14 protein-coding genes are annotated in these 20,923 nt (G+C 66.4%); 5 read left to right on the top strand and 9 right to left on the bottom strand.

Features of this window, described 5'->3' with window-relative positions; translation table 11 throughout:
* Positions 1–60: 60 nt before the first annotated feature.
* Positions 61–1,707, top strand: coding sequence for an amidohydrolase family protein (locus tag A0U87_RS01235; RefSeq protein WP_048936532.1), 1,647 nt, complete (start codon positions 61–63; stop codon positions 1,705–1,707).
* Between the two features lie 126 nt (positions 1,708–1,833).
* Here A0U87_RS01235 and hutC read toward each other — a convergent pair whose 3' ends face one another.
* Both hutC and A0U87_RS01245 read right to left on the bottom strand, forming a co-directional pair.
* On the bottom strand, positions 1,834–2,544 hold the full coding sequence (gene hutC, locus A0U87_RS01240; protein WP_048936533.1) for a histidine utilization repressor: 711 nt from the start codon (positions 2,542–2,544) through the stop codon (positions 1,834–1,836).
* Positions 2,541–3,896 (bottom strand): formimidoylglutamate deiminase, encoded by a 1,356-nt coding sequence (locus A0U87_RS01245; RefSeq protein ID WP_048936534.1) that lies wholly within the window; start codon positions 3,894–3,896, stop codon positions 2,541–2,543. Before A0U87_RS01245 ends, hutC begins: the two co-directional genes overlap by 4 nt.
* 96 nt (positions 3,897–3,992) lie before the next feature.
* On the opposite strand from A0U87_RS01245, the gene hutI reads away from it, so the two are divergent.
* The 4 genes from hutI to hutU are packed head-to-tail and all read left to right on the top strand — an operon-like array spanning position 3,993 to position 9,200.
* Entirely contained in the window at positions 3,993–5,192 is a 1,200-nt protein-coding gene (hutI, locus tag A0U87_RS01250) for an imidazolonepropionase (protein WP_170978341.1), read from the top strand.
* A complete protein-coding gene (hutH, locus tag A0U87_RS01255) occupies positions 5,189–6,718 on the top strand; it encodes a histidine ammonia-lyase (RefSeq protein ID WP_122928036.1) in 1,530 nt (509 codons plus the stop codon). The genes hutI and hutH overlap by 4 nt, the downstream gene beginning before the upstream one ends.
* Positions 6,715–7,527 carry an N-formylglutamate deformylase gene (gene hutG, locus A0U87_RS01260; protein ID WP_048936537.1) on the top strand — a complete coding sequence of 271 codons (813 nt, stop codon included), beginning with the start codon at positions 6,715–6,717 and terminating at the stop codon, positions 7,525–7,527. Before hutH ends, hutG begins: the two co-directional genes overlap by 4 nt.
* A gap of 5 nt (positions 7,528–7,532) precedes the next feature.
* The gene (gene hutU / locus A0U87_RS01265) at positions 7,533–9,200 is read left to right on the top strand and encodes a urocanate hydratase (protein ID WP_048936538.1); all 1,668 of its coding nucleotides are present in this window, start codon (positions 7,533–7,535) and stop codon (positions 9,198–9,200) included.
* A gap of 19 nt (positions 9,201–9,219) precedes the next feature.
* On the opposite strand, the gene A0U87_RS01270 is transcribed toward hutU, so the two are convergent.
* From A0U87_RS01270 to A0U87_RS01300, 7 genes are all read right to left on the bottom strand, one after another.
* Positions 9,220–10,230 carry a glycosyl hydrolase family 8 gene (locus A0U87_RS01270; protein ID WP_048936539.1) on the bottom strand — a complete coding sequence of 337 codons (1,011 nt, stop codon included), beginning with the start codon at positions 10,228–10,230 and terminating at the stop codon, positions 9,220–9,222.
* A complete protein-coding gene (locus A0U87_RS01275) occupies positions 10,220–10,684 on the bottom strand; it encodes a hypothetical protein (protein WP_010339109.1) in 465 nt (154 codons plus the stop codon). The genes A0U87_RS01270 and A0U87_RS01275 overlap by 11 nt, the downstream gene beginning before the upstream one ends.
* Positions 10,684–14,058: a cellulose biosynthesis protein BcsC gene (locus tag A0U87_RS01280; protein ID WP_053094323.1), complete on the bottom strand. Its 3,375-nt coding sequence runs from the start codon at positions 14,056–14,058 to the stop codon at positions 10,684–10,686. Before A0U87_RS01280 ends, A0U87_RS01275 begins: the two co-directional genes overlap by 1 nt.
* Positions 14,055–18,431 carry a UDP-forming cellulose synthase catalytic subunit gene (gene bcsA / locus A0U87_RS01285; protein WP_122928034.1) on the bottom strand — a complete coding sequence of 1,459 codons (4,377 nt, stop codon included), beginning with the start codon at positions 18,429–18,431 and terminating at the stop codon, positions 14,055–14,057. The genes A0U87_RS01280 and bcsA overlap by 4 nt, the downstream gene beginning before the upstream one ends.
* A complete protein-coding gene (locus A0U87_RS01290) occupies positions 18,428–19,147 on the bottom strand; it encodes a cellulose synthase operon protein YhjQ/BcsQ (protein ID WP_004212465.1) in 720 nt (239 codons plus the stop codon). The genes bcsA and A0U87_RS01290 overlap by 4 nt, the downstream gene beginning before the upstream one ends.
* Entirely contained in the window at positions 19,147–19,494 is a 348-nt protein-coding gene (locus A0U87_RS01295; RefSeq protein ID WP_048936541.1) for a hypothetical protein, read from the bottom strand. Before A0U87_RS01295 ends, A0U87_RS01290 begins: the two co-directional genes overlap by 1 nt.
* A gap of 192 nt (positions 19,495–19,686) precedes the next feature.
* A complete protein-coding gene (locus tag A0U87_RS01300) occupies positions 19,687–20,859 on the bottom strand; it encodes a MaoC family dehydratase N-terminal domain-containing protein (RefSeq protein WP_037521545.1) in 1,173 nt (390 codons plus the stop codon).
* Positions 20,860–20,923 lie beyond the last annotated feature (64 nt).

Here is a 20,923-nt window from a genome sequence, read left to right on the forward strand (position 1 = left end):
CGGGCCGGGGCCGTGGCGCTCCGGCCCGCCTTTCACAACAGCGATAGAGGAGAGCGTCGCATGGCCGTCCGGTCCCGTCCCATTCTCGCCCTGGCGGCGCTGCTCCTGAGCGGCAGCGCGCTCGCGGCGCCCGAAGCATCCAATGCGCCGGCGGCAAAGGCGGCCGATCCCATTCCCGCCCGCAACCAGGGCGTAGGCCCGTTTCAGCGCACGGTGCTGCGCCATGTCTATATGATCGACGGCACCGGCGCCCCGGCCCAGGGGCCGTTCGACATCGTCCTGTCGAACGACCGCATCGCCGAAATCAAGTCGATCGGCGCGCCCGGCGCGATCAATCCGGCGCTGCGCGCCGCGCCCGGCGACCATGAGATCGACCTGGCCGGCGCCTATGTCATGCCCGGCTTCGTCGATGCCCATGTCCATCTCCATTCGCTGAGCGACGCGCAGAAAGTGCCGTCCGACTATATCCTCAAGCTCTGGATGGCGCATGGCATCACCTCCGTCCGCGACCTGGGCAGCGGCCATCCGATCGAATGGCTGGCCGACATCAAGGCCCGCAGTGCCCGCAACGAGATCGTCGCCCCACGCATCGACATCTATCCGATGTTCCACCAGATACGCGGCCCGGTGAACGACGCCGCCACCGCTCGCGCGGTGATCCAGGAAGCCAAGAAGCGCGGCGCCGACGGCATCAAGTTCATCGGCGGCGCGCCGGAGGATGTGCTCTATGCCGCACTCGACGAGACGAAGAAGCTCGGCCTGCACAGCACCATGCACCATGCCCAGCAACTGGTCGCCTATGCTAATGTGCTGGGCACGTCGGGCGCGGGCCTCGAAAGCATGGAACATTGGTATGGCCTGCCCGAAGCGATGTTCACCGACCAGCGTATCCAGGCCTTTCCCACCGACTTCATCAACAATGACGAGCAGATGCGCTTCGGCGAGGCCGGGCGGCTGTGGGCGCAGGCGGCCGAACCGGGGTCGGACCAGTGGAACAAGGTGATGGACACGCTGTTGGAACGCGGTTTCACCCTGGACCCGACCTTCACCGCCTATCTCACCAGCCGGGACTTCATGCGGATGAGCCGGGCGCAATGGCATGCCGACTACACCCTGCCGGCGCTGTGGGACTATTATCGCCCGAGCCGCACCAATCATGGCGCCTATTGGTTCGACTGGACCACCGAGCATGAAATGGCGTGGAAGGACAATTATCGCCGCTGGATGCGGTTCGTGAACGACTACAAGAACCGTGGCGGCCGCGTCACCGTGGGCAGCGATTCCGGCTATATCTACAATCTCTATGGCTTCGGCTATATTCAGGAGATGGAGTTGCTGCGCGAGGCGGGGTTCAGCCCGCTGGAAGTGATCCACGCCGCGACGCAGGAAGGCGCCCGGCTGCTCGGCCATGAGGACCAGATCGGCACCATCCGGGTCGGCCGCAAGGCCGACCTGGTGGTCATCAAGGGCAACCCGCTGGCCAACATGAAATTGCTGTTCGGCACCGGATCGATCAGGCTCAATGATGCGACCGGCAAGGTCGATCGGGTCGGCGGCGTCGATTACACGATCAAGGACGGCATCATCTATGATGCAAAGGCGTTGCGCGCGGAAATCCGCGCCATGGTCGCCCGGCAGAAGGCCGAGCGCGACATGCCACCGGGCATCATGACGATCGAGAATGCGGAGGCCTCTACGCTACCATGAGGTCTTCGCAGCGACAGGCAGAAGGCGGCCTTTGAGGCCTGACCGGAGCCTGTCGACGGGCGCTCTTTCCTGTCGCCGACAGCCCTTGTCAGCAGCGGGGAAGAGCGCCGATTTGCCTTTACCCCATCAACCGCCCGCCGGCCCGAAGCGGGCCACCATGTCATAGGCGTCAGCCAGGAAGACCTGGCGGACATAGGTGATCGGGTCGCCGCCGCGCCAGGTATGGCGCTCGACGCACAGGCAGGGCGCACCGGGCGCGATGCCGAGCTGGGCGGCCTCCTCCCGCGTCGCCCCCACGGCCGAAATCCGGTTTTCCGCCTCGGTCCAGGGCACATGCTGCAACAGCCAGGTGCCCGGCGAGATGCTGTCGAAATCGCCATCGACGATCGCGGGCACGGCGCGGGTCGCGATCAGCCGATGCTCCACCGCGAGCGGCCGATCATCGGCGCAATGAATGCCATCCAGTTCCAGCAGTTGCGCGCCATTGGCCAGCGCCGCTTCCTCGTCGCGCCCGGCGATCGGGCCGCGCAGCTGCCGCCGGGTCAGGCGATAGCTGTGGCGCTGGCCGCGCTCGCCGATCTGGACGGCAAGGTCCGGGATATCGAGCACCATCGAATGCACGCGCGGCCGCGCGACGAAGCTGCCCGCCTTCTTGCGCCGTTCGATCAGGCCGGCTGATTGCAGCGCCGACAGCGCCTTGTTCACGGTCATGCGCGAACAGCCATGCGCCTGCATCAGTTCCTGCTCGGTCGGCAGCCGGTCGCCCGGCGCCAGCGTGCCGGCCAGGATGCGGGCCTCGAAATCGGCGCGGATCTTCTCGTGCAGCGGCTGTTTCACGCGGTCAGTTTCTCCAGCGTCCGGCGATAGCGGGTGGCGATGGCGTCGCGGGCGCGATGCCGCCCGCCGCTTACCATCTGCACGCCCCGGCGCCAGACCGTATCGATCGCCTCGCGCCCGGCGCCGAAGATCAAGCCGTCCAGCAGCCGCTCGACCGGACGATGGGACAGCGAGGGATGATTAAGGTCCAGCGTCACGAAATCGGCCGATGCGCCGCCCCGCAATCCGGCCGCGACGCCCAGCGCCTGCGCGCCGCCGGCCACTGCCGCACGATAAAGGCGATCGCCGGTCGACATACCCGCTTCGCGCGCCAGCACATTGCGCTGCTGCAGGCCCAGGCGCTGGCCATATTCCAAAAGTCGCAATTCCTCGGTCGCATCGATGCGGACATTGGAATCGCTGCCGACGCCATAGACGCCGCCGGCATCCAGGAAGGGTTCGGCCGGTAAGAGGCCGTCGCCCAGATTGGCTTCGGTGATCGGACAGAGGCCGGCTACCGCGCCGCTGGCCGCCATTGCCCGCGCCTCATCCTCAGTCATGTGCGTCGCATGGACCAGGCACCAGCGGTTGCTCACCGGCGCATGGTCGAGCAGCCACTCGACCGGCCGCTGGCCGCTCCAGGCGATGCAGTCGGCCACTTCCTTCTGCTGCTCGGCGATGTGGATATGAACCGGATTATGACCCGCGATCCGGGCAAGCAGCGCCAGTTCGTCGGGTGCGACCGCGCGCAGGCTGTGCGGCGCCACGCCGACCACGGCGTCCGGCAATTTTCGCGCGCCCGTGATGGCCGCCTCGCGCAGCCGGGCAAAACCGTCCAGATCATTGACGAAACGCCGCTGGCCCGCGCTCGGCGGCTGGGCGCCAAAACCCGACCAGGCGTAGAAGACCGGCAACAGCGTCAGGCCGATGCCGCTTTCCGCCGCCGCCGCCATGATCGCCAGGCTGGTTTCGGCCGGGTTTGCATAGGGCGCGCCGTCCGGGGCGTGATGCAGATAGTGAAATTCGCCGACGCGGGTGAAGCCACTTTCCAGCATCTCGACATAGGCCTGCGCCGCGATCGCCGCAATGTCGTCCGGGTCCATGCGACCGACGAAGCGATACATGAGGTCGCGCCAGGTCCAGAAACTGTCGCCCGCCGGGCCGCGCACCTCGGTCAGCCCCGCCATCGCCCGCTGAAAGGCATGGCTGTGGAGATTGGGCAGACCCGGCAGCGCGACGGGCTGACGGATATCCTCGGCCTGCGGCGCGGTGCCCCGCTCGATCGACGCGATCGCGCCGTCATCCAGCACCATCCGGATGTCCTGCGCCCAGCCCTCCGGCAGCAACACATGGTCGAAAAACAGGGACGTCATGGACTGCAAATCTCCCGGACCGATATAATGTCTATACATTAAATATCGAATCATGCAATCTGGGCGGGAGGCCGTGAAGGGAGGCTGGCGATGACGATGATATGCGACCGGCTATGGACCAAGGCCCGGCTGGCGACGATGGCGGGTGATGGGATCGGCGCGGTCGAGGATGGTGTGATCGCCGCGCGCGATGGCCGCATCATCTATGCCGGTCCGCGTGCCGATGCCCCAGCATTCGCCCCCGTTGAGACGATCGACTGCGCCAGCCGCTGGATCACGCCGGGCCTGATCGACTGCCACACCCATCTGGTCCATGGCGGCGATCGCGCCGCCGAGTTCGAGCTGCGCCTGGCCGGCGCCTCCTATGAGGAAATTGCCCGAGCCGGCGGCGGCATCGTCTCGACCATGCGCGCCACCCGCGCAGCGAGCGAGGCGGAACTGGTCGCCAGCGCCCTGCCCCGGCTCGGCGCGCTGATCGCCGAGGGCGCAACCACGGTCGAGGTGAAGTCCGGCTATGGCCTTGATCCCGTCTCCGAACTGCGGATGCTGCGCGCCGCGCGCCAGCTGGGCCGCGAACGGCCGGTGCGGATCATCACGACCTTCCTGGGCGCCCACGCCCTGCCGCCCGAATATGCCGGCAATGCCGACGCCTATATCGCGATGCTATGCGACGAATTGCTGCCCGCCGTCGCGGCCGAAGGGCTGGCCGATGCGGTCGACGCCTTTTGCGAGGGGATCGGCTTTTCGCCGGCGCAGACCGACCGGCTGTTCACCGCCGCGCGCGCCCTCGGCCTGCCGGTCAAGCTCCATGCCGAACAGCTTTCCAACCTGCATGGCGCGGCGCTCGCCGCCAGCCATGGCGCGCTGTCGGCCGATCATCTGGAATATCTGGACGAAGACGGCATCGCCGCCATGGCCCGCGCCGGCACGGTCGCAACCTTGCTGCCTGGCGCCTATTATTTCGTGCGCGAGACGAAACTGCCGCCGATCGACGGGCTGCGCCATGCCGGCGTGCCGATCGCGCTGGCGACCGACTGCAACCCCGGCACATCGCCGCTCACCTCGCTGCTGCTGGTCATGAACATGGGCGCGACCCTGTTTCGCCTGACCATCGACGAATGCCTGGCGGGCGTGACCCGCAACGCGGCCCGCGCGCTCGGTCTCGACAAGGACATCGGCACGCTGGAGGTCGGCAAAAGCTGCGACCTTGCCATCTGGGACATAGAGCGCCCTGCCGAACTGGTTTATCGCATGGGGTATAACCCGCTCCATGCCCGCATCTGGAGTGGTCAATGAACGCTATCATCCTCGTCCCCGGCGAAGCTTCGCTGGCCGACTGGCGCGCCATCTATCGCGGCGCGACGGCCCGGCTCGATGGCGCGTCGGCCCCGCGCATCGCCGAGAGCGCGGCAGCGGTGGCGCGCATCCTGGCGAAGGGCGAGCCGGTCTATGGCATCAACACCGGCTTCGGCAAGCTGGCCAGCGTCCGCATTGGTGACGAGGATCTGGCCACGCTCCAGCGCAATATCGTGCTGAGCCACGCTGCCGGCACCGGCGCCCCCTCCCCCGCGCCGGTCATCCGCCTGATGATGGCACTAAAGCTCGCCAGCCTGGGCCAGGGCGCATCGGGCGTGCAGCCGCAGACCGTCGCCCTGCTGGAGGCGATGCTGGTTCAGGGGCTGACCCCGGTGGTGCCGGCGCAGGGATCGGTCGGCGCGAGCGGCGATCTGGCACCCTTGTCGCACATGGCCGCCGCGATGATTGGCGTCGGCGAGATCATGCTGGGCGAAGAACGCCTGCCCGCCGCCGAAGCACTGGTCCGTGCCGGCCTCGCCCCGCTGGAACTTGGCCCCAAGGAAGGGCTGGCGCTGCTCAACGGCACCCAATTCTCGACCGCCAATGCGCTCGCTGGCCTGTTCGAGGCGGAAACACTGTTCCAGTCCGCGCTCGTCACCGGCGCGCTCTCGACCGAAGCGGCCAAGGGCTCCGATACCCCCTTCGATCCACGCATCCACGCGCTGCGCCGCCATGCCGGGCAGATCGAGACCGCCGATGCGCTGCGCGGCCTGATGGCAGGCAGCGCCATCCGCGCGAGCCATCTGAAGGGCGATGAACGCGTGCAGGATCCCTATTGCCTGCGCTGCCAGCCGCAGGTGATGGGCGCCGCGCTCGACCTGCTGCGCCAGGCAGCAACCACGCTGGCCATCGAGGCGAATGGCGTGTCGGACAATCCGCTGATCTTCCCGGACAGCGACGAGGCGCTGTCGGGCGGCAATTTCCATGCCGAGCCGGTCGCCTTTGCCGCCGACATGATCGCGCTCGCCATCTGCGAGATCGGATCGATCGCCGAGCGGCGCATCGCCATGCTGGTCGATCCGGCGCTGAGCGGCCTGCCGGCCTTCCTGACGCCCAAGCCCGGCCTCAATTCCGGCTTCATGATCCCGCAGGTCACGGCCGCCGCTTTGGTGTCGGAAAACAAGCAGCGCGCCTATCCCGCCAGCGTGGATTCGATCCCGACCAGCGCCAATCAGGAGGATCATGTCTCCATGGCCGCGCATGGCGCCCGCCGCCTGCTCGACATGGCGGAAAATGCGACCGCGGTGATCGGCATCGAATTGCTGGCGGCGGTGCAGGGCATGGACTTCCACGCCCCGCTCACCTCCAGCACGGCACTGGAAGCGGCGCGCACTTGCGTGCGGGATCAGGTGCCGCACCTGACCGACGACCGCCATTTCCATCCCGACATGGAAGCGGCCAACCGCATCGTCCGATCGGGCGCGCTGGTGGCGGCCGCTGGTCACGCCCTCCCGGTGCTGGGATGAACGACTGGCTTGACATCCGGCGGGGCGAGGCGGCGTTGATCGTCGCCTTTCCCCACACCGGCACCGATCTCGCCGATGTCGGTAACGCGTTCCGCTCGCCCTGGATCGCGCGCGCCGATGCCGACTGGTGGGTGGACCAGCTTTACGCCTTTGCTTGCGATCTGGGCGCGACGACGATCCGCACCGCCATTTCGCGCAGCGTGATCGACGTCAATCGCGATCCTTCCGGTGCCTCGCTCTATCCGGGGCAGGCGACGACCGAGCTTTGCCCGACGACCGATTTCGATGGCGAACCGCTCTATGCCGGCGCCGCCCCCGACGCGGCCGAGATCGACCGGCGGCGGGCCAACTGGTTCACACCCTATCATGCCGCGCTACAGGCTGAGATCGACCGGCTGCGCGCCCGGCATGACCGGGTCGTGGTCTATGATGCCCATTCGATCCGCAGCCATGTGCCACGCCTGTTCGACGGCGCATTGCCGCAGTTCAATATCGGCACCAATTTCGGCACGACCTGTTCGCCGGACCTGACCGCCGAAATCGCCCGGCTCTGCGCGGCAAGCGGCATGAGCCATGTCGTCGACGGCCGTTTCCGCGGCGGCTGGACCACGCGCCATTATGGCCGCCCCGAACAGGGCGTCCATGCGATCCAGATGGAGCTTGCGATGCGCGGCTATCTCCACGAGCCCACCGAGCGGACCGAGGCCAACTGGCCGCCGCCGCTGGACCCGGCCCATGCCGCGCCGCTGACCGCCACCCTCACCGCCATCTTGAAGGCCTGCCTCGCCTTCACCCGCCAGGAAGGCTGACCTTCATGACCCGCATCGACAATAGCCGCATCATCAAGCCCGCCACCGGCACCGATCTCAGCGCGAAGAGCTGGCTGACCGAAGCGCCGCTGCGTATGCTGATGAACAATCTCCATCCCGATGTCGCGGAGCGGCCCGAGGAACTGGTCGTCTATGGCGGCATCGGCCGTGCCGCGCGCGACTGGGAAAGCTATGACCGGATCGTCGAGACGCTGAAGCGCTTGGACGACGACCAGACCTTGCTGGTCCAGTCGGGCAAGCCTGTCGGCGTGTTCCGCACCCATCGCGATGCACCGCGCGTACTGATCGCCAACTCCAATCTGGTGCCGCACTGGGCCAATTGGGAGCATTTCAACGAACTCGATAAGCGGGGCCTCGCCATGTACGGCCAGATGACCGCGGGTAGCTGGATCTATATCGGCACCCAGGGCATCGTGCAGGGCACCTATGAGACGTTCGTCGAGATGGGGCGCCAGCATCATGGCGGCAGCCTCAGCGGCAAATGGCTGCTGACAGCGGGCCTGGGCGGCATGGGTGGCGCCCAGCCGCTCGCCGCCGTCATGGCCGGCGCGTCCTGTCTGGCGATCGAATGCCAGCCCAGCCGCATCGAGATGCGCCTGCGCACCGGCTATCTGGATGTCGCCGCCGCGACGATCGAGGAAGCCATGGCGATCATCGAGAAGAGCTGCGCCGACAAGAAACCCGTCTCGGTCGGCCTGCTCGGTAACGCGGCCGAAATCCTGCCCGACATGTTCGCGCGCGGCATTCGCCCCGACCTGCTAACCGACCAGACCAGCGCCCATGATCCGGTCAACGGCTATCTGCCCGCCGGCTGGACCGTCGCCGAATGGATCGAGCGGCGCGAGCGCGAGCCCGAAGCGGTGGCCAAGGCGGCCAAGGCCAGCATGGCGGTCCATGTCCGCGCCATGCTGGATTTCCAGGCGGCCGGCGTCCCCACCACCGACTATGGCAATAATATCCGCCAGATGGCGAAGGATGAGGGCGTGGACAATGCCTTCGACTTCCCCGGCTTCGTGCCCGCCTATATCCGTCCGCTTTTCTGCCGCGGCATCGGCCCGTTCCGCTGGGCGGCGCTGTCGGGCGATCCGGAGGATATCTACAAGACCGACGCCAAGGTGAAGGAACTGCTGCCCGACAACGCCCATCTCCATAACTGGCTCGACATGGCGCGGGAGAAGATCCACTTCCAGGGTCTGCCCGCCCGCATCTGCTGGGTCGGGCTTGGCGATCGCCATCGCCTCGGTCTCGCCTTCAACGAGATGGTGGCGAAGGGCGAACTCAAGGCCCCGGTCGTCATCGGCCGCGACCATCTCGACAGCGGTTCGGTCGCCTCCCCCAATCGCGAGACCGAAGCGATGATGGACGGATCGGACGCGGTCAGCGACTGGCCGCTGCTCAACGCGCTGCTCAACACCGCATCGGGCGCGACCTGGGTATCGCTCCACCATGGCGGCGGCGTCGGCATGGGTTACAGCCAGCATAGCGGCATGGTGATCGTCGCCGATGGCACGGCGGAAGCGGCCGCGCGGCTGGAGCGGGTGCTGTGGAACGACCCGGCAACCGGCGTGATGCGCCATGCCGATGCGGGCTACGAAATCGCGCGCGACTGTGCCCGTGAAAAGGGGCTGGATCTGCCGGGGATATTGGGCTGAGCCGCCGGCTCAGCCCCGATCAGGCGAGCTTGCCGGCCAGCATCTGCAAGGAGGCGGCATAATAATCGGTCGACAGGCCTGCCGGTTGCGGCAGGCCCATGATCTTGCCGGCAATCGCCATGCCACCCGCCGACAGGGCATAGGGCGCGACTTCCCCGGACTGGACATCGACCCAGGCCGGGATCGGCTGTTGCCGGGTCACATAGCCCTGCCAATAGTCGCGGATCGGCTTCAGCAGCGCCGCCCGGCGCCCGGCCTGGGCGTAGAGCGGCACGCGGATCGCGTCGAAGCCGAAACGGGCGGGCTTGCCCACGGCCGGCACGACCATGTCATGCCCCGTCACATCCACCCAATCGGTCGGCAGCTTGAGCGGACCGAATTGCGCCGCCGCCATCAGCGCTTCGCTGTCGCTGATGATCCGCCCCCAGGCCGCCTCGCCATCCAGGCGACGGAAGGCGTCGAGCGCGGGCCAGACGAAATAGGAAGGGTTGAGCGTCACCGCCTCCGGCGTGACGAAGCCCTGCAGGCCGGGCAGCAGCAATGTGCGCCCATGGCGTTCCAGCACCAGATGCTGGCGGATGGCGGCGCGGATCTCGGCCGAGCGGGTGGCATAACGCCCCTCGCCCCAGCTTTTGGCCGCCTCCGCCAGTGCCCAGGCGATGAACAGGTCGCCATCGGTCGCATTATTGGTGTCGGCCACCGGATTGGGCTGCCGGGGATCATAACGCCAGGCGTAAAGCGCCATGTCGGGCCGGACCAGATTGCTATCGGTCCAGCGCAGGATGGCGTCGAATGCTTCCCGGTCATCGTTCCACAATGCCAGGCCCAGGCCATAACCCTGCCCCTCGCTATGGCTGACACCGCCATTGCCATTGTCGATGATGCGGCCGGACGGGTCGAGAAACGCCGCCTTGAACCGGGCCCAGTCGCCATTGCTCACGCTGCTGCCCCGCGGCTGGCGCGCCTTGGCGCAGGCTGCCGTGAAAACCAGTCCCATCCCCACCAGCAACGCACGCCGGTCAACGCCCATGGCGTATTTCCATGATGCCGTCGCGCCATTGCAGCACGGATGTATGCAGGTCCGCGCCGCCGCCCAGCGCCCGGAACCAGGCATCATAGGCGCCACGCAGCAGCGGCGGCGCCATGTCCGCCCAGCGGCCATCGACATCGCCCTGAAGCGTTTCGGGCAAACCGACATGCTGGATCATGATTGCATCGTCCGTCATCCGCAATTGCGCCTCACCCCAGCCCAACGTCCGCCACAGCCGGTTGATCCGCGCCATCAGCGCATCCCCGTCCGAAATGTCGGCGACCTGAAGCAGCGACGCGATGCGCCGACCGACTGCGCCAAAAAAGGCGTCGGCCTGGCCACGGGTCGCGGTGCCGAACACCTCGCTGCCAATCATCGCGGTCAGCAGCGACAGCCCGTCCATCGTCCACTGATCGGTTTCGGCGGGCTGATATTCCACGGCTTCCCGGATCATCAATTGCCTCCCAGAGACTGTTTGATCCCAATCAGCGACTTGAACTCGTCATAGCTGCCGAAGGTGTTGATGCTCATCTCACCGCCGACCCGCGTGCTGGGACTGACACGATAATAGATCGAGCCGTCCGCCGAAAGGGCAAAGCCGGTCTTGCTCAGGCTGTCATAATAGGAGCGCACATCGCTGTTCTGGGCCTTGAGGCCATCCAGCACCGCCTGTGCCGCCGGATCGGTCGGATAGACATTGACCTGATCCTGGCTGTAGCTCTGATAGCCAGGCGCCACGCCCGCCTTCACCTCCAGCAGGTCCGACGCATAGGCATAACGCACCGGCAGGCTGATGCTGAAGAAGCTCTGCGGGCTGAAATAGCCGCCAAAGCCGTAGGTGAAGTAGTTCTGATTATTGTCGAAATCCTGATAGTTCACATTGACGCCGCCGGTGATCGACGAACGGTCGCCGCGATAGAAGGGCAGATAGCCACCGACGTTCGCCTGGAAGCCATGGTTCTTGCGGACATCATGCCCGGCATATTTATAATAGGACAGGTCGCCATAGACCCCCGCCCCATCCTGATCATAGGAGAAGGATGCGCCGCCACCGGTCCGCATCACCTGGCCCCACATCGCCCCGGTCACGGGATCGCGTGTGCCAGCATAGGACAGGACGCTGTCGGTCACCGGCTTGCGCTCGAACCAGGCGCGGGCCGTCGCATAGGGCGAGAAGCGCGGGCTGATCGCTGCATGCCAGGTGACGTCGCTATCCTCGAAACCGAGTGGCGTGACGCCAGCCTCCAGCTTCAGCAGCGGCGTCTCATAAGCAGCCGACAGCGCCACGCCGGACGCATGCTGGGTATCGGCGTCCACCAGTGCGGATTCTTCCTGATCGACGATCCCCTGCGCTTCGGGCGTCGCATTGCGACCGAAGCGGGCAAGCCCCGACCGGCTGGGGCGGCCGGCATCCAGCACCACGGCTTCCGCCCTCGCCTTGATCCGGCCGTTGCCAAGGCTGGTGGAGACTTCGGCCGATCCGGTCAGTTCCTTGAGTTCGCTCAGGCCCGCTTCACCCGATCGCTCGCGATAGCCGGTGCGCAGTTCGGCGCGCGGGCCACTGTCGCGGGTCAGGGTGCGGATCTCGGTCTGGATACGGTCCATCACCGGATCGCCGCTTGTCATCATCGATCCGCCCGGCGCGGACGCCGGCACGCCAACCGCCGGATAACCGCCCGGCATCGGCGCAGACTGGGCCACGACCGCCGGCGGGAATCCGCCGGCTTCGCCAGCCTGCGGCATCGGCGCGAACGCCATGCCTGCCGGTGACGGCGCTTGTCCGGCCAGCCGCGCGCCCGATCCCAGCGCGAACGGATTGACCGCCGCCGGGGCGGCCGCAGCCGACTGGTTGCGGAACGGGTTGTTGCCCTGCATCGTCGCGGCAAAGGGATTGCTGGCAGTGACATTGCCTGCGCCGCTCTGCGCGGCATAGACTTCCTTCGCGCGCTTCAGGTAGCGCAGCGCGGCGCCCTCGTCGCCCCGCGCCTGCTCCATCCGCGCCGCCGCCATGTAGATCTGATAATCATTGGGCGATTGCTGCAAGGCGCGCTCGATCGTGGCGCGTGCCAGATCCTTGTCGCCCGCTGCGCCCGCCGTCTCGATCAGGCCCATCAGCGCGCCCTTGTCATTGGGCGACTGGGCCAGGACCAGTTGGTAGGTCTGCGCCGCCTGAGCCGGCATACCACCCGACTGATAAAGCCGTGCCAGCGCGGCCAGCACTTCCTGATTGCCCGGCGCAGCGTTCCACGCGCCCTGCAGCAGGTCGAAGGCCTGCGCGTTCTGGCCTGCGAGCCGCAGCCGATCGGCCTGCGACGCCGCCATGATGCCGTTCATCCGCGCGACGACACGCTGGCCGTCGGGCGTATTGCCCGCCAGTTGCGCGGCGCGCTGCACGGCGCTGGTGGCAAAGGCATCGCGCCCGGTCTTGGCCAGCACGCGCACGATCGGTTCATAGCCGGCCGGGTCGGTGATGGTCCCGGCGGTCAGCGCCTGCTGCGCCAGTTGCGCCGCTCCTTCCCGGTCACCCAGTTCGAACATCGCATCGGCCACAGCAGCCTGCTTGGTCGGGTCGATGCCGGGGGTCGCGGCCAGTTGGCGCAGTGCCATCAGCGCATCGGCCTGCCGCCCCTGCGCGGCCATCGCCTTGGCCCGCTCGATCGCGCCGTCCACCTTCAGGCCGACAGCGAAATTGCGCATCTGTTCCGTACGCTGCATTTCGGGAATCCGCGCCATCAGCGTATCGGCGGCCGACGCCCGGCCGCGATCGGCGTTGAGCAGCGCAGCGGCATAAAGCCAGTCGGGATCACTCGACGATCCCAGCGAGTTGATCAGCGATTCCGCCTCGGGCAGGCGCTGGCGCTGGATCAGATAACGGGCAAACTCATAACGGATCCACGGATCCTGCTGGTCCAGCAACAGGCCGGAATGAAATTCCTGTTCGGCGGTGACATCATCGCCGCGCGCGGCCGCGGCACGGGCGCGATCGCGCGCCGCCCGGCTCGCCAGCCGACCATCGGACTGCTTGGCCCCTTCATTTGCCTGCCGGTAAAGGTCTGCCGCATCGGCATAGCGCCCCTGCCGCTCATAGATATCGGCCAGCAATTCGAGCGCCGGGCCACGCTGCGGATAGCCGGAACGGACCAGCGCCTCGGCATCGGCCTGCGCTTCGCCAAGCCGGCCCTGCGCCAGCGCCGCACGCGCATCCGCAAGCCCGCCAAAGAAGCGGGCGGAGGCCAGCGCCTGCGCCCATTGCGCCGCTGAACCGCGCTGCGATGCCTGATCGAGCAGGTCACGCGCTTCGCCGAAGCGCCCCTGGCGCAAGCGCACCAGGCCAAGACCGCCCAGCGCGTCGGCATCATTGCGATTGGCGGCCACGGCGCGCTCGAACGCCCGCTCGGCGCCATCCAGATCATTGGCGTCGAGCGCCTTGAAACCGCTCGCGCGCGACGCGCCACCGCCTACATTGCCGCTCGGGCGCGCTGCTTGCGTCCGATTTGCCGCCGAGGGAGCCGCTGTCGGCGTGGGCGTCGGGCGTGGCGTCGCTTCGGCGCGCCGTGCCGGCGCTGGCGCGGGCGTGGGTTTCGGTGCCGGCTGTGCCTTGGGCGGCGGGCCGGCCAGTCCCTTGCGCGCTTCGGCATTATTGGGATCGAGCGCCAGTGCCCGGCGATAGGCCTGGTTTGCCAGATCCTGTCGCCCCTTGGACTGCCAGTAGCGGCCCTGCTGGATCAGCGGCGCGACGCCCGGCACTTCGGCCAGCGTGGGCATCGGCGCCATGCAGGCCAGCGCCAGGGCGGCGCAGGTGACAGGCAGGCGGAGGGTGCGGCTCATGCCTCATCCTCCTTGCTCAGGCGGCGGCGCTGCTGCCGGCTGAGATAGAGATAAAGCGGTCCGGCGAGGATGAGCGCCGCGAGCAGGCCGCAGGCGGCCATCAGCAACGGCCGCTGGCTCAGCCAGAAGGCCGCCTTCATCCAGAAGGGCAGGTAACCGACCCAATAGCCGGGTCCGACCGCAAAGCTGCTCATCCCGTCGCCGCTGGTGACGGCCAGGTCGCCCTGGATCTGGGCGTTGATCTTGGCATCGGCCATGCCGCCGACCAGATCGGGCAAGGCGCGCGGATCGTCCGCCAGCAGGGCCACGACGCTGCGACCACCCTCGAACGGGGATTCGAAGCCGACAATGCCGGCAAAGCCGCTGGACGAGGTGACAAACGCGTCCGCTTCGCCATCACCCGATCGATCGAACGGCGAGAAGAAGGCGAAGATGCGCTGGATCGGGCTCATCTCCGTCACCTGCAGCCGGCCATTTTCATAGCGGACCGGCGCGCCGGCAAAGAGCTGGTCGGAACCCGCGACGCTGCTGCCGCCGATAACGATGATGTCACGCCCCTGCAGCCGCTCGCCATCGACAGCGTTGGCGACGACGACCCCGGTCACTGGCGCGCCGGTGGAATCGCCCATGCGGCCCATCAGCACCAGGAAGGCCTCGACCGCCCCGGCGGAAGGCTGGCCGCCCATCAGCACCGTGGTTTCCGACAGGTCGGGACGGATGGTGAAGGGATAGCCGGCGCCGGCAAAGGTCGCGAGATCGGGCATGTGCAGCGCATGATAGGCGCGGCTGAGGTCGATGCTGCTGCTCGGACGCACGCTGACCCGGACATTGTCGGGCAGCGTCCCTTCGCACTTTTTCTTGTCGGCAATGATCAGATTATAGTCGAAAATCAGCTCGTTCTGGCCGAACAGATTGTAGCGCGGCAACACGATCGAGGCGCTGGAATCGTTGGACGATGCGCCCTGCGCCCCGAACAGGCTGTCCCACCAGCCAGCCCCGGCGAGCGGCAGCGTGCGGAGATACTGGTTGTTGATCGAGACATCGAGACGCGAGGCGCGACGATCAAGCCATTTGGCCGCCGGATAGCGATAGCGCAGGTCGAGGCGACCGCCCTGGCGCGGCCAGAAGAAGAGATCGGGCGCGACCCGGAAGCGCGCCGACAGCGGGCCAGGCGGCAGGCCCATGCCCTGCAGCGCATTGGCATCCATGATCTCGCCCAGCTGGACCGGGCGGTCGGTGCGCAGCCAGCGCGGCGCGGCATAGCGCGCAAAGGTCGGGATGCGGACGCCATCAAAGTTCATCCGCGCGCCGCTCAGCACGCCGCGACCGCTGGCGATCGCCGCAGCGGCCAGCTTCAATTCGCTGGCGTTGCGGCCCATCACCACCAGCAATTCGCCGAACGTGTCGCGAGGATTGCGGATGACGGTGGCGCTCGGCCCGGTGATCGACAGGTTGAGGCCGGCGATCGGCCGGTCCGGCGTCGCGAACAGGATCGCGTTTCCGGTCGGGATCTGGTTGTAGACCGGCTTGAACGAAAAGCCGCGATAGCTGGCTTGCGCACCCAACCAGGAAGCCAGGCTGGCGGCCGCCTCCAGCTCGCCAGCGCGCGGCGTGCCGGCGAAGACGAAGGGCAGGCGCAGCGGCAGATTGTCGTGCCGATCAAAGAAGGGACCGGGCAGACGGCCCAGATCCGGCGCCATCGGCAGCGTCTGGACGCTGAGGTCGAACCAGGACCGGACATTGCTGATATTGGCCCAGAGCGAACTGTGGAACGGATCCTCGCAATCGCGCGCATAATGGCCGACCAGGCGCAGGTTCAGCTGGTTGTCGCCCGGCAGGAACAGCGCCGGATTGACCGGAATGGTGATGTTCTGACCACCGGATTCCGCCGGGGTAAGGCGAATGGTGCGGACCACCTCGCCGTTCAGCAACACGACCAGTTGGCTGAGATCGCCGAGCATGGCCGGCGACCAAGCGAAGTTCAGCGTCAGGCTGCTATCGGTCACCACCTCGTTGCGGCGCATGCCGAAGGGAATGCCGATTTCGCCGCGCGTCCCGGCCAGGCGGATCGGCATCTTGACCTGCAGGTCGCGGAAGCTGAGCCGCTGCTTCTGCACGCCCGCCGCGGTGGCGGGTGCCAGCGTCGCGGCAGGTGCCTGTGCCGCCTGCGCGAAGGCGTGACCGCTGCCTGCGAGCAGCAGCGTCCCGATCGCGGCCAGGCCCAGCAATGCGGCCGCAGCCTGCTTGGCGGCTTTCGCCGCGGCGGCCAGGCGAACGGCCTTCTTCTGCTTGCGGCGCTCCGTGCGGTTGAGGCGGAACAGGCGCTTGAGGGTCATATAGTCGACCACGATGATATCCCAGAGAGAGTGCAGGGCCGAAACCGGCTTGCGGGGGGCAGCGGGCTGCCATGCATCGGCACGGCCCATCACCGCGCGGACAAGGTGGCGCGAAGAGATCATGTCCAGTTCCTGGAAGCGCAGATTGACCTCGCCCCGATCGAACCGGACCATTTCGACCGGGATCGTCAGCTTCTCGTCGCCCATCGGCAGCGACATATAGGCGACGCGCCGGTCGCGCAGCGGGAAGTCGGGCGGCACGGCGATCGCCGCGCCCCCCATCGAAATGTCGATCGTCGTCGCGTCGATCACATAGCCATCGGCCATGTAGAGAGTGACCGGCAATTCGGTGACGATGCGGATATATTCGCGCGCCTGCCGCGTCTCGCGCGCGACCGAAACGGCGGCGATCAGGATGATCAGACTGAACACGGCCCAGACGACGTTCAGCACCAGCGTATCGGTCTGGATGTTGAACAGATGCGGGAAGAAGACCCGCTTCACGATCGCCAGCCCGATGCCGAAGATGATGAGGCCGATGCAGATCAGGTGCGGGCGCACCGTCGACAGGTCGAAATAGGTCCGGTCGAGCAGGCTGCCCTTGTCCGTCACGTTGAACTTGCCCTTGCGCGGCTGGAAGAAGGTCATGACCGTCGGGCGCGCCAGGTGAAAGGCCAGAATCGTCTCGTAGATTTCACCCCAGAACGGTCGGCGATCCCCGCCCTGCGTATTCGCCGACGATGTCATCGAACAGACCAGATGCGGCAGCGCATAGGCGAAGATCAGCGATGCCGAGGCATGGATGATGTTCTGGCCGAAGATCAGATAGGCAAGCGGGCTGGTCAGGAAGACGATGCGCGGCAGCGGAAACTGGAAATGCAGCATCGCATTCAGGTAGCAAAGCCGCTGCTGCCAATTGAGGCCGCGCCCGAACAGCGGATTGTCGATCCGCAGGATCTGGGTCATGCCGCGCGCCCAGCGGATGCGCTGGCCGATATGCAGCACCAGCCGTTCGGTCGCGAGGCCAGCGGACAGGCGCGCGCCGATATAGGCGGTATTCCAGCCCATGCGCTGCAATTTCAACGCGGTATGGGCGTCCTCGGTCACCGTCTCACCGGCAAAGCCGTTGGTCTGGGCCAGCGCATCGCGGCGGATGACTGCGCAGGAACCGCAGAAGAAGGTCGCGTTCCAAAGATCGTTGCCAGACTGGACCGCACCATAGAACAGGTCGCCCTCACCCGGCAGGTCGCGCACCGTGCCCAGGTTGCGCTGGGCCGGATCGGGCGAATAGAAATGGTGCGGCGTCTGCATCAGCGCCAGCTTGGGATCCTGCTGGAACCAGCCGACGGTCATCTGCAGGAAGGCGCGGGTCGGCACATGGTCGCAGTCGAAGATGGCGATCAGTTCGCCATTGGTCTTCTTCATCGCGGCATTGAGGTTGCCGGCCTTGGCATGAAGATTGTCGCCGCGGGTCAGATAGCCGCAGCCGGCCTGGCGCGCGAACGCCTGAAATTCGGGCCGGCGACCGTCATCCAGGATGAAGACGCGGAAACGATCGGCGGGATAATCCATGTCCATCGCCGCGAACACGGTGTTGCGAACGATCTCCAGGCTTTCATTATAGGTCGGGACATAGACGTCGACGCTGGGCCATTGATCGGGCTCACCCTCGATCTCCACGACTTCACGGTCGAGCGGCCAGCCGGTCTGGAGGAAGCCCAGCACCAGGATCAGCCAGGCATAGACTTCGGCCAGATACAGGCCAGACCCCAACAGGAATTCTGCCAGGGTGCCAAACTCCAGCGTTTCGGTGGTGCGCCAGAACATGTAGCGGGTCGATACGATCATCGACAGGATCGCGAGCACCAGCAGGGCACGACGGCTGCGCATCCGCCCCAATATGGTCGCGCCCACGATGGTGATGCCGGCAAAGATCCACTGCGCTTCCAGATCGAGCGGCACGGTGATCGCCAGCAGGGCGAACAGCCCGGCCAGCACCAGCAACCCGTTGCTCAGGATCGCCTGCCGGGCCTTCACGAAGTAGCCTCCTCGGCCGCCTCAACCAGGCCAGCCGCCTGTTCCACGGTCGTGACCAGCCTGCGCAGATCGTTGAGCGCCACGCTGGCCGGCGCGAAGCGGGCCAGCGGCTCGAACATCGCGCTTGCCTCGTTCACCGCCTCGTCACGGCGGATCGTGCCGAGCAGCTTGCTGCCGAACAGTTCGCGCAGGAAGATATGCGTGTGGCGCGACAGGCGATGGGTATCGTCCAGATGGTTGAGCACGAACCCGGTCTTGGCGAGATCGATCGTCGCCGTGCCCGGCTCGACCTTGGGCAGGGCCGCGAGCGATCCGGGACGCGGATGCAGGGGGCAGACATGCAGGGCGGCATGCGGCAACAACATGTCCTTGGTCTCGCGGTCACCCGCCGCCACATCGGCAATGAAGATCTTCTTGCCGGCGAACGGCGAATGATCCGGCTTGCCCAGCAGATCCTGGAAGGTCGCGTCACGGCGCAGGCCATAGGCGGAAAAGAGCGCGACGCCCGACACCGCGATCTGGTCCGCGCTGCCGTCGTTCAGTTCCGGCAGGCCCTGGGCCGGGGTCAGGCCGAAATAGAGCTTGAGAGAATCCTGATAGGTGAAGTCGAGCGCGCTGACATCATGCCCGCGCTGCGCCAGATGGATCGCCAGTTGCGCCGCGATGAAGCTGGTGCCGACGCCGCCCTTGGGCGAATGACAGAGGATCAGCGGCATCAATAATCTCGCTTGTCGGGATCGTTCGACAGATGGCCCAGGAAATCGCGCAGATTGCCGCGCGGCGCAGCGGATGGTGGCGCGTCCTGATAGGCGTCGAACATGCTGGTCACATTGGCGCGGGGTGCGGGCACATGTTGCTCGGGCTCGGCGCGGCGGATCGCCAGCACGGCTTCGGCCTCGCGCGCTTCCAGTTTGGACAGGGGACGTCCGACCACGCGCGGGTCGGTCAGCAGGGCCTCGAAGATCGGCCACAACTCCATGTCCGCGAAACTGTCCGCGAACTCGCGATAGCGAAAATCCCGGCGCCCCAGCCGGGCCAGAAGGCTTTCTGCGTCGGAGCGCATGGCCCTGTTCTCCCTGATATCCAAGGAAAACCTAGAGTAAAATGGTTAACAAAATCTTTAGAAATTCGAAGAAGTTGCGGCATTGCGGGCGCTGCGTGCGACGCACCGTTCGTCGCACGCAGGAAAATCCCCTTTTTGCTTCAACATCTTGGCACCGCGAGCCGCAAAAACGCGCCGCGGCCATTGCCGCGCTTATTTGCGCGGCAATGCAACTTCCGCCTTGGCGGTCGCCAGGGTCGTGCCCAGCTGATTGACCATGCGGCAGTCGATCTGCACCACGTCGCGACCGTCATCGTCGACGAACTTGTCGACCACCGTGCCGGTCATGATCGTGATGTCGCCGGTGAAGGCCGGCCCGCGATAGGAAGCGACCGAATGGGTCACCATGCCCCATTCGCCGGCCCAGCCGGCCAGATAATCGACGATCCATGCGCCCATCGATGCACCATAGCCATAGGCCCGCGGCATGCCGATGAAGCGGGCCCAGCGCGGGAAGAGATGGCCGCGCGACGGCCCGAAATAGGCGCCGTCGGTCAGTTCCGGATTGATCCGCTCCATCACCGGGTCATTTTCATGCCCCGCCATTTCCTTGACGAAGCCGAGCGCCTCCATGTCGAGATCGGTGCGCCGGTGCGTGCCGCCCCAGATGGTGAACAGATAGGCGCGCCATTCGGTGGTGAAACTGGCGATGCTGTGCGGGCCGATGACACGTTCAGGCAGCGCGGCGCCGATCTGGATATCGTCCCAATAACGTTTGCCATGGCCCAGTTCGTGCAGCATCTGCACCCAGTCGAACTTGCGATCCTGGATCTGCGCCAGTTCCTCGTCGCTCCACACCGGATCTTCGGTGCCCTCGACCACATCGGTCGTCTTCTCGCGCCCCGCCTCGGCCAGATAGCGGATCGAGGTGGAGCGCTGCTTGGCAATCAGTTCGCCATTCTGGTTGTAATAATTATTGTCGCCACGCTGGAAACAGGTCGGCCCGGCGAACTTGGTATCCTTGACCGTATAGTCGAACGGGATGCGCTCATTATGGACCAGGTCGCCGCCCTGGATACGCGGGCCATAGAACCACCATTCATCGCCGCCGAACAGCAGATGCGAATTGGGGATGGCACCCACGCAGGCCGGCCCGGCGCCATGGCCGTCATCCATCGTCACGGCAAAGCTCTGCGGCGCGACCAGCCGGCCCCAGCGCCCCTCGGCGGCATAATCGGCATCATAATGGAGCAGATTGGGATAATGCATCGCCTGCGCCCAGCGGCGGATGTCATTATTGTGGATCGGCTCGCGCATCCGCGCAGGCTGCATCGGCTTGCCGAGATATTGGTCGATATCCGAACAGTCGAAGACGGCTATGCTCATGGTTCCCCTCCGAGGAAATCTTTGTTCCGCCCTGCCATGGCGGAGCAGCGCCCGACGGCACAAG

The sequence above is a fragment of the Sphingobium sp. MP9-4 genome (assembly GCF_005281675.1).
Classification (GTDB): Bacteria; Pseudomonadota; Alphaproteobacteria; order Sphingomonadales; family Sphingomonadaceae; genus Sphingobium; species Sphingobium yanoikuyae.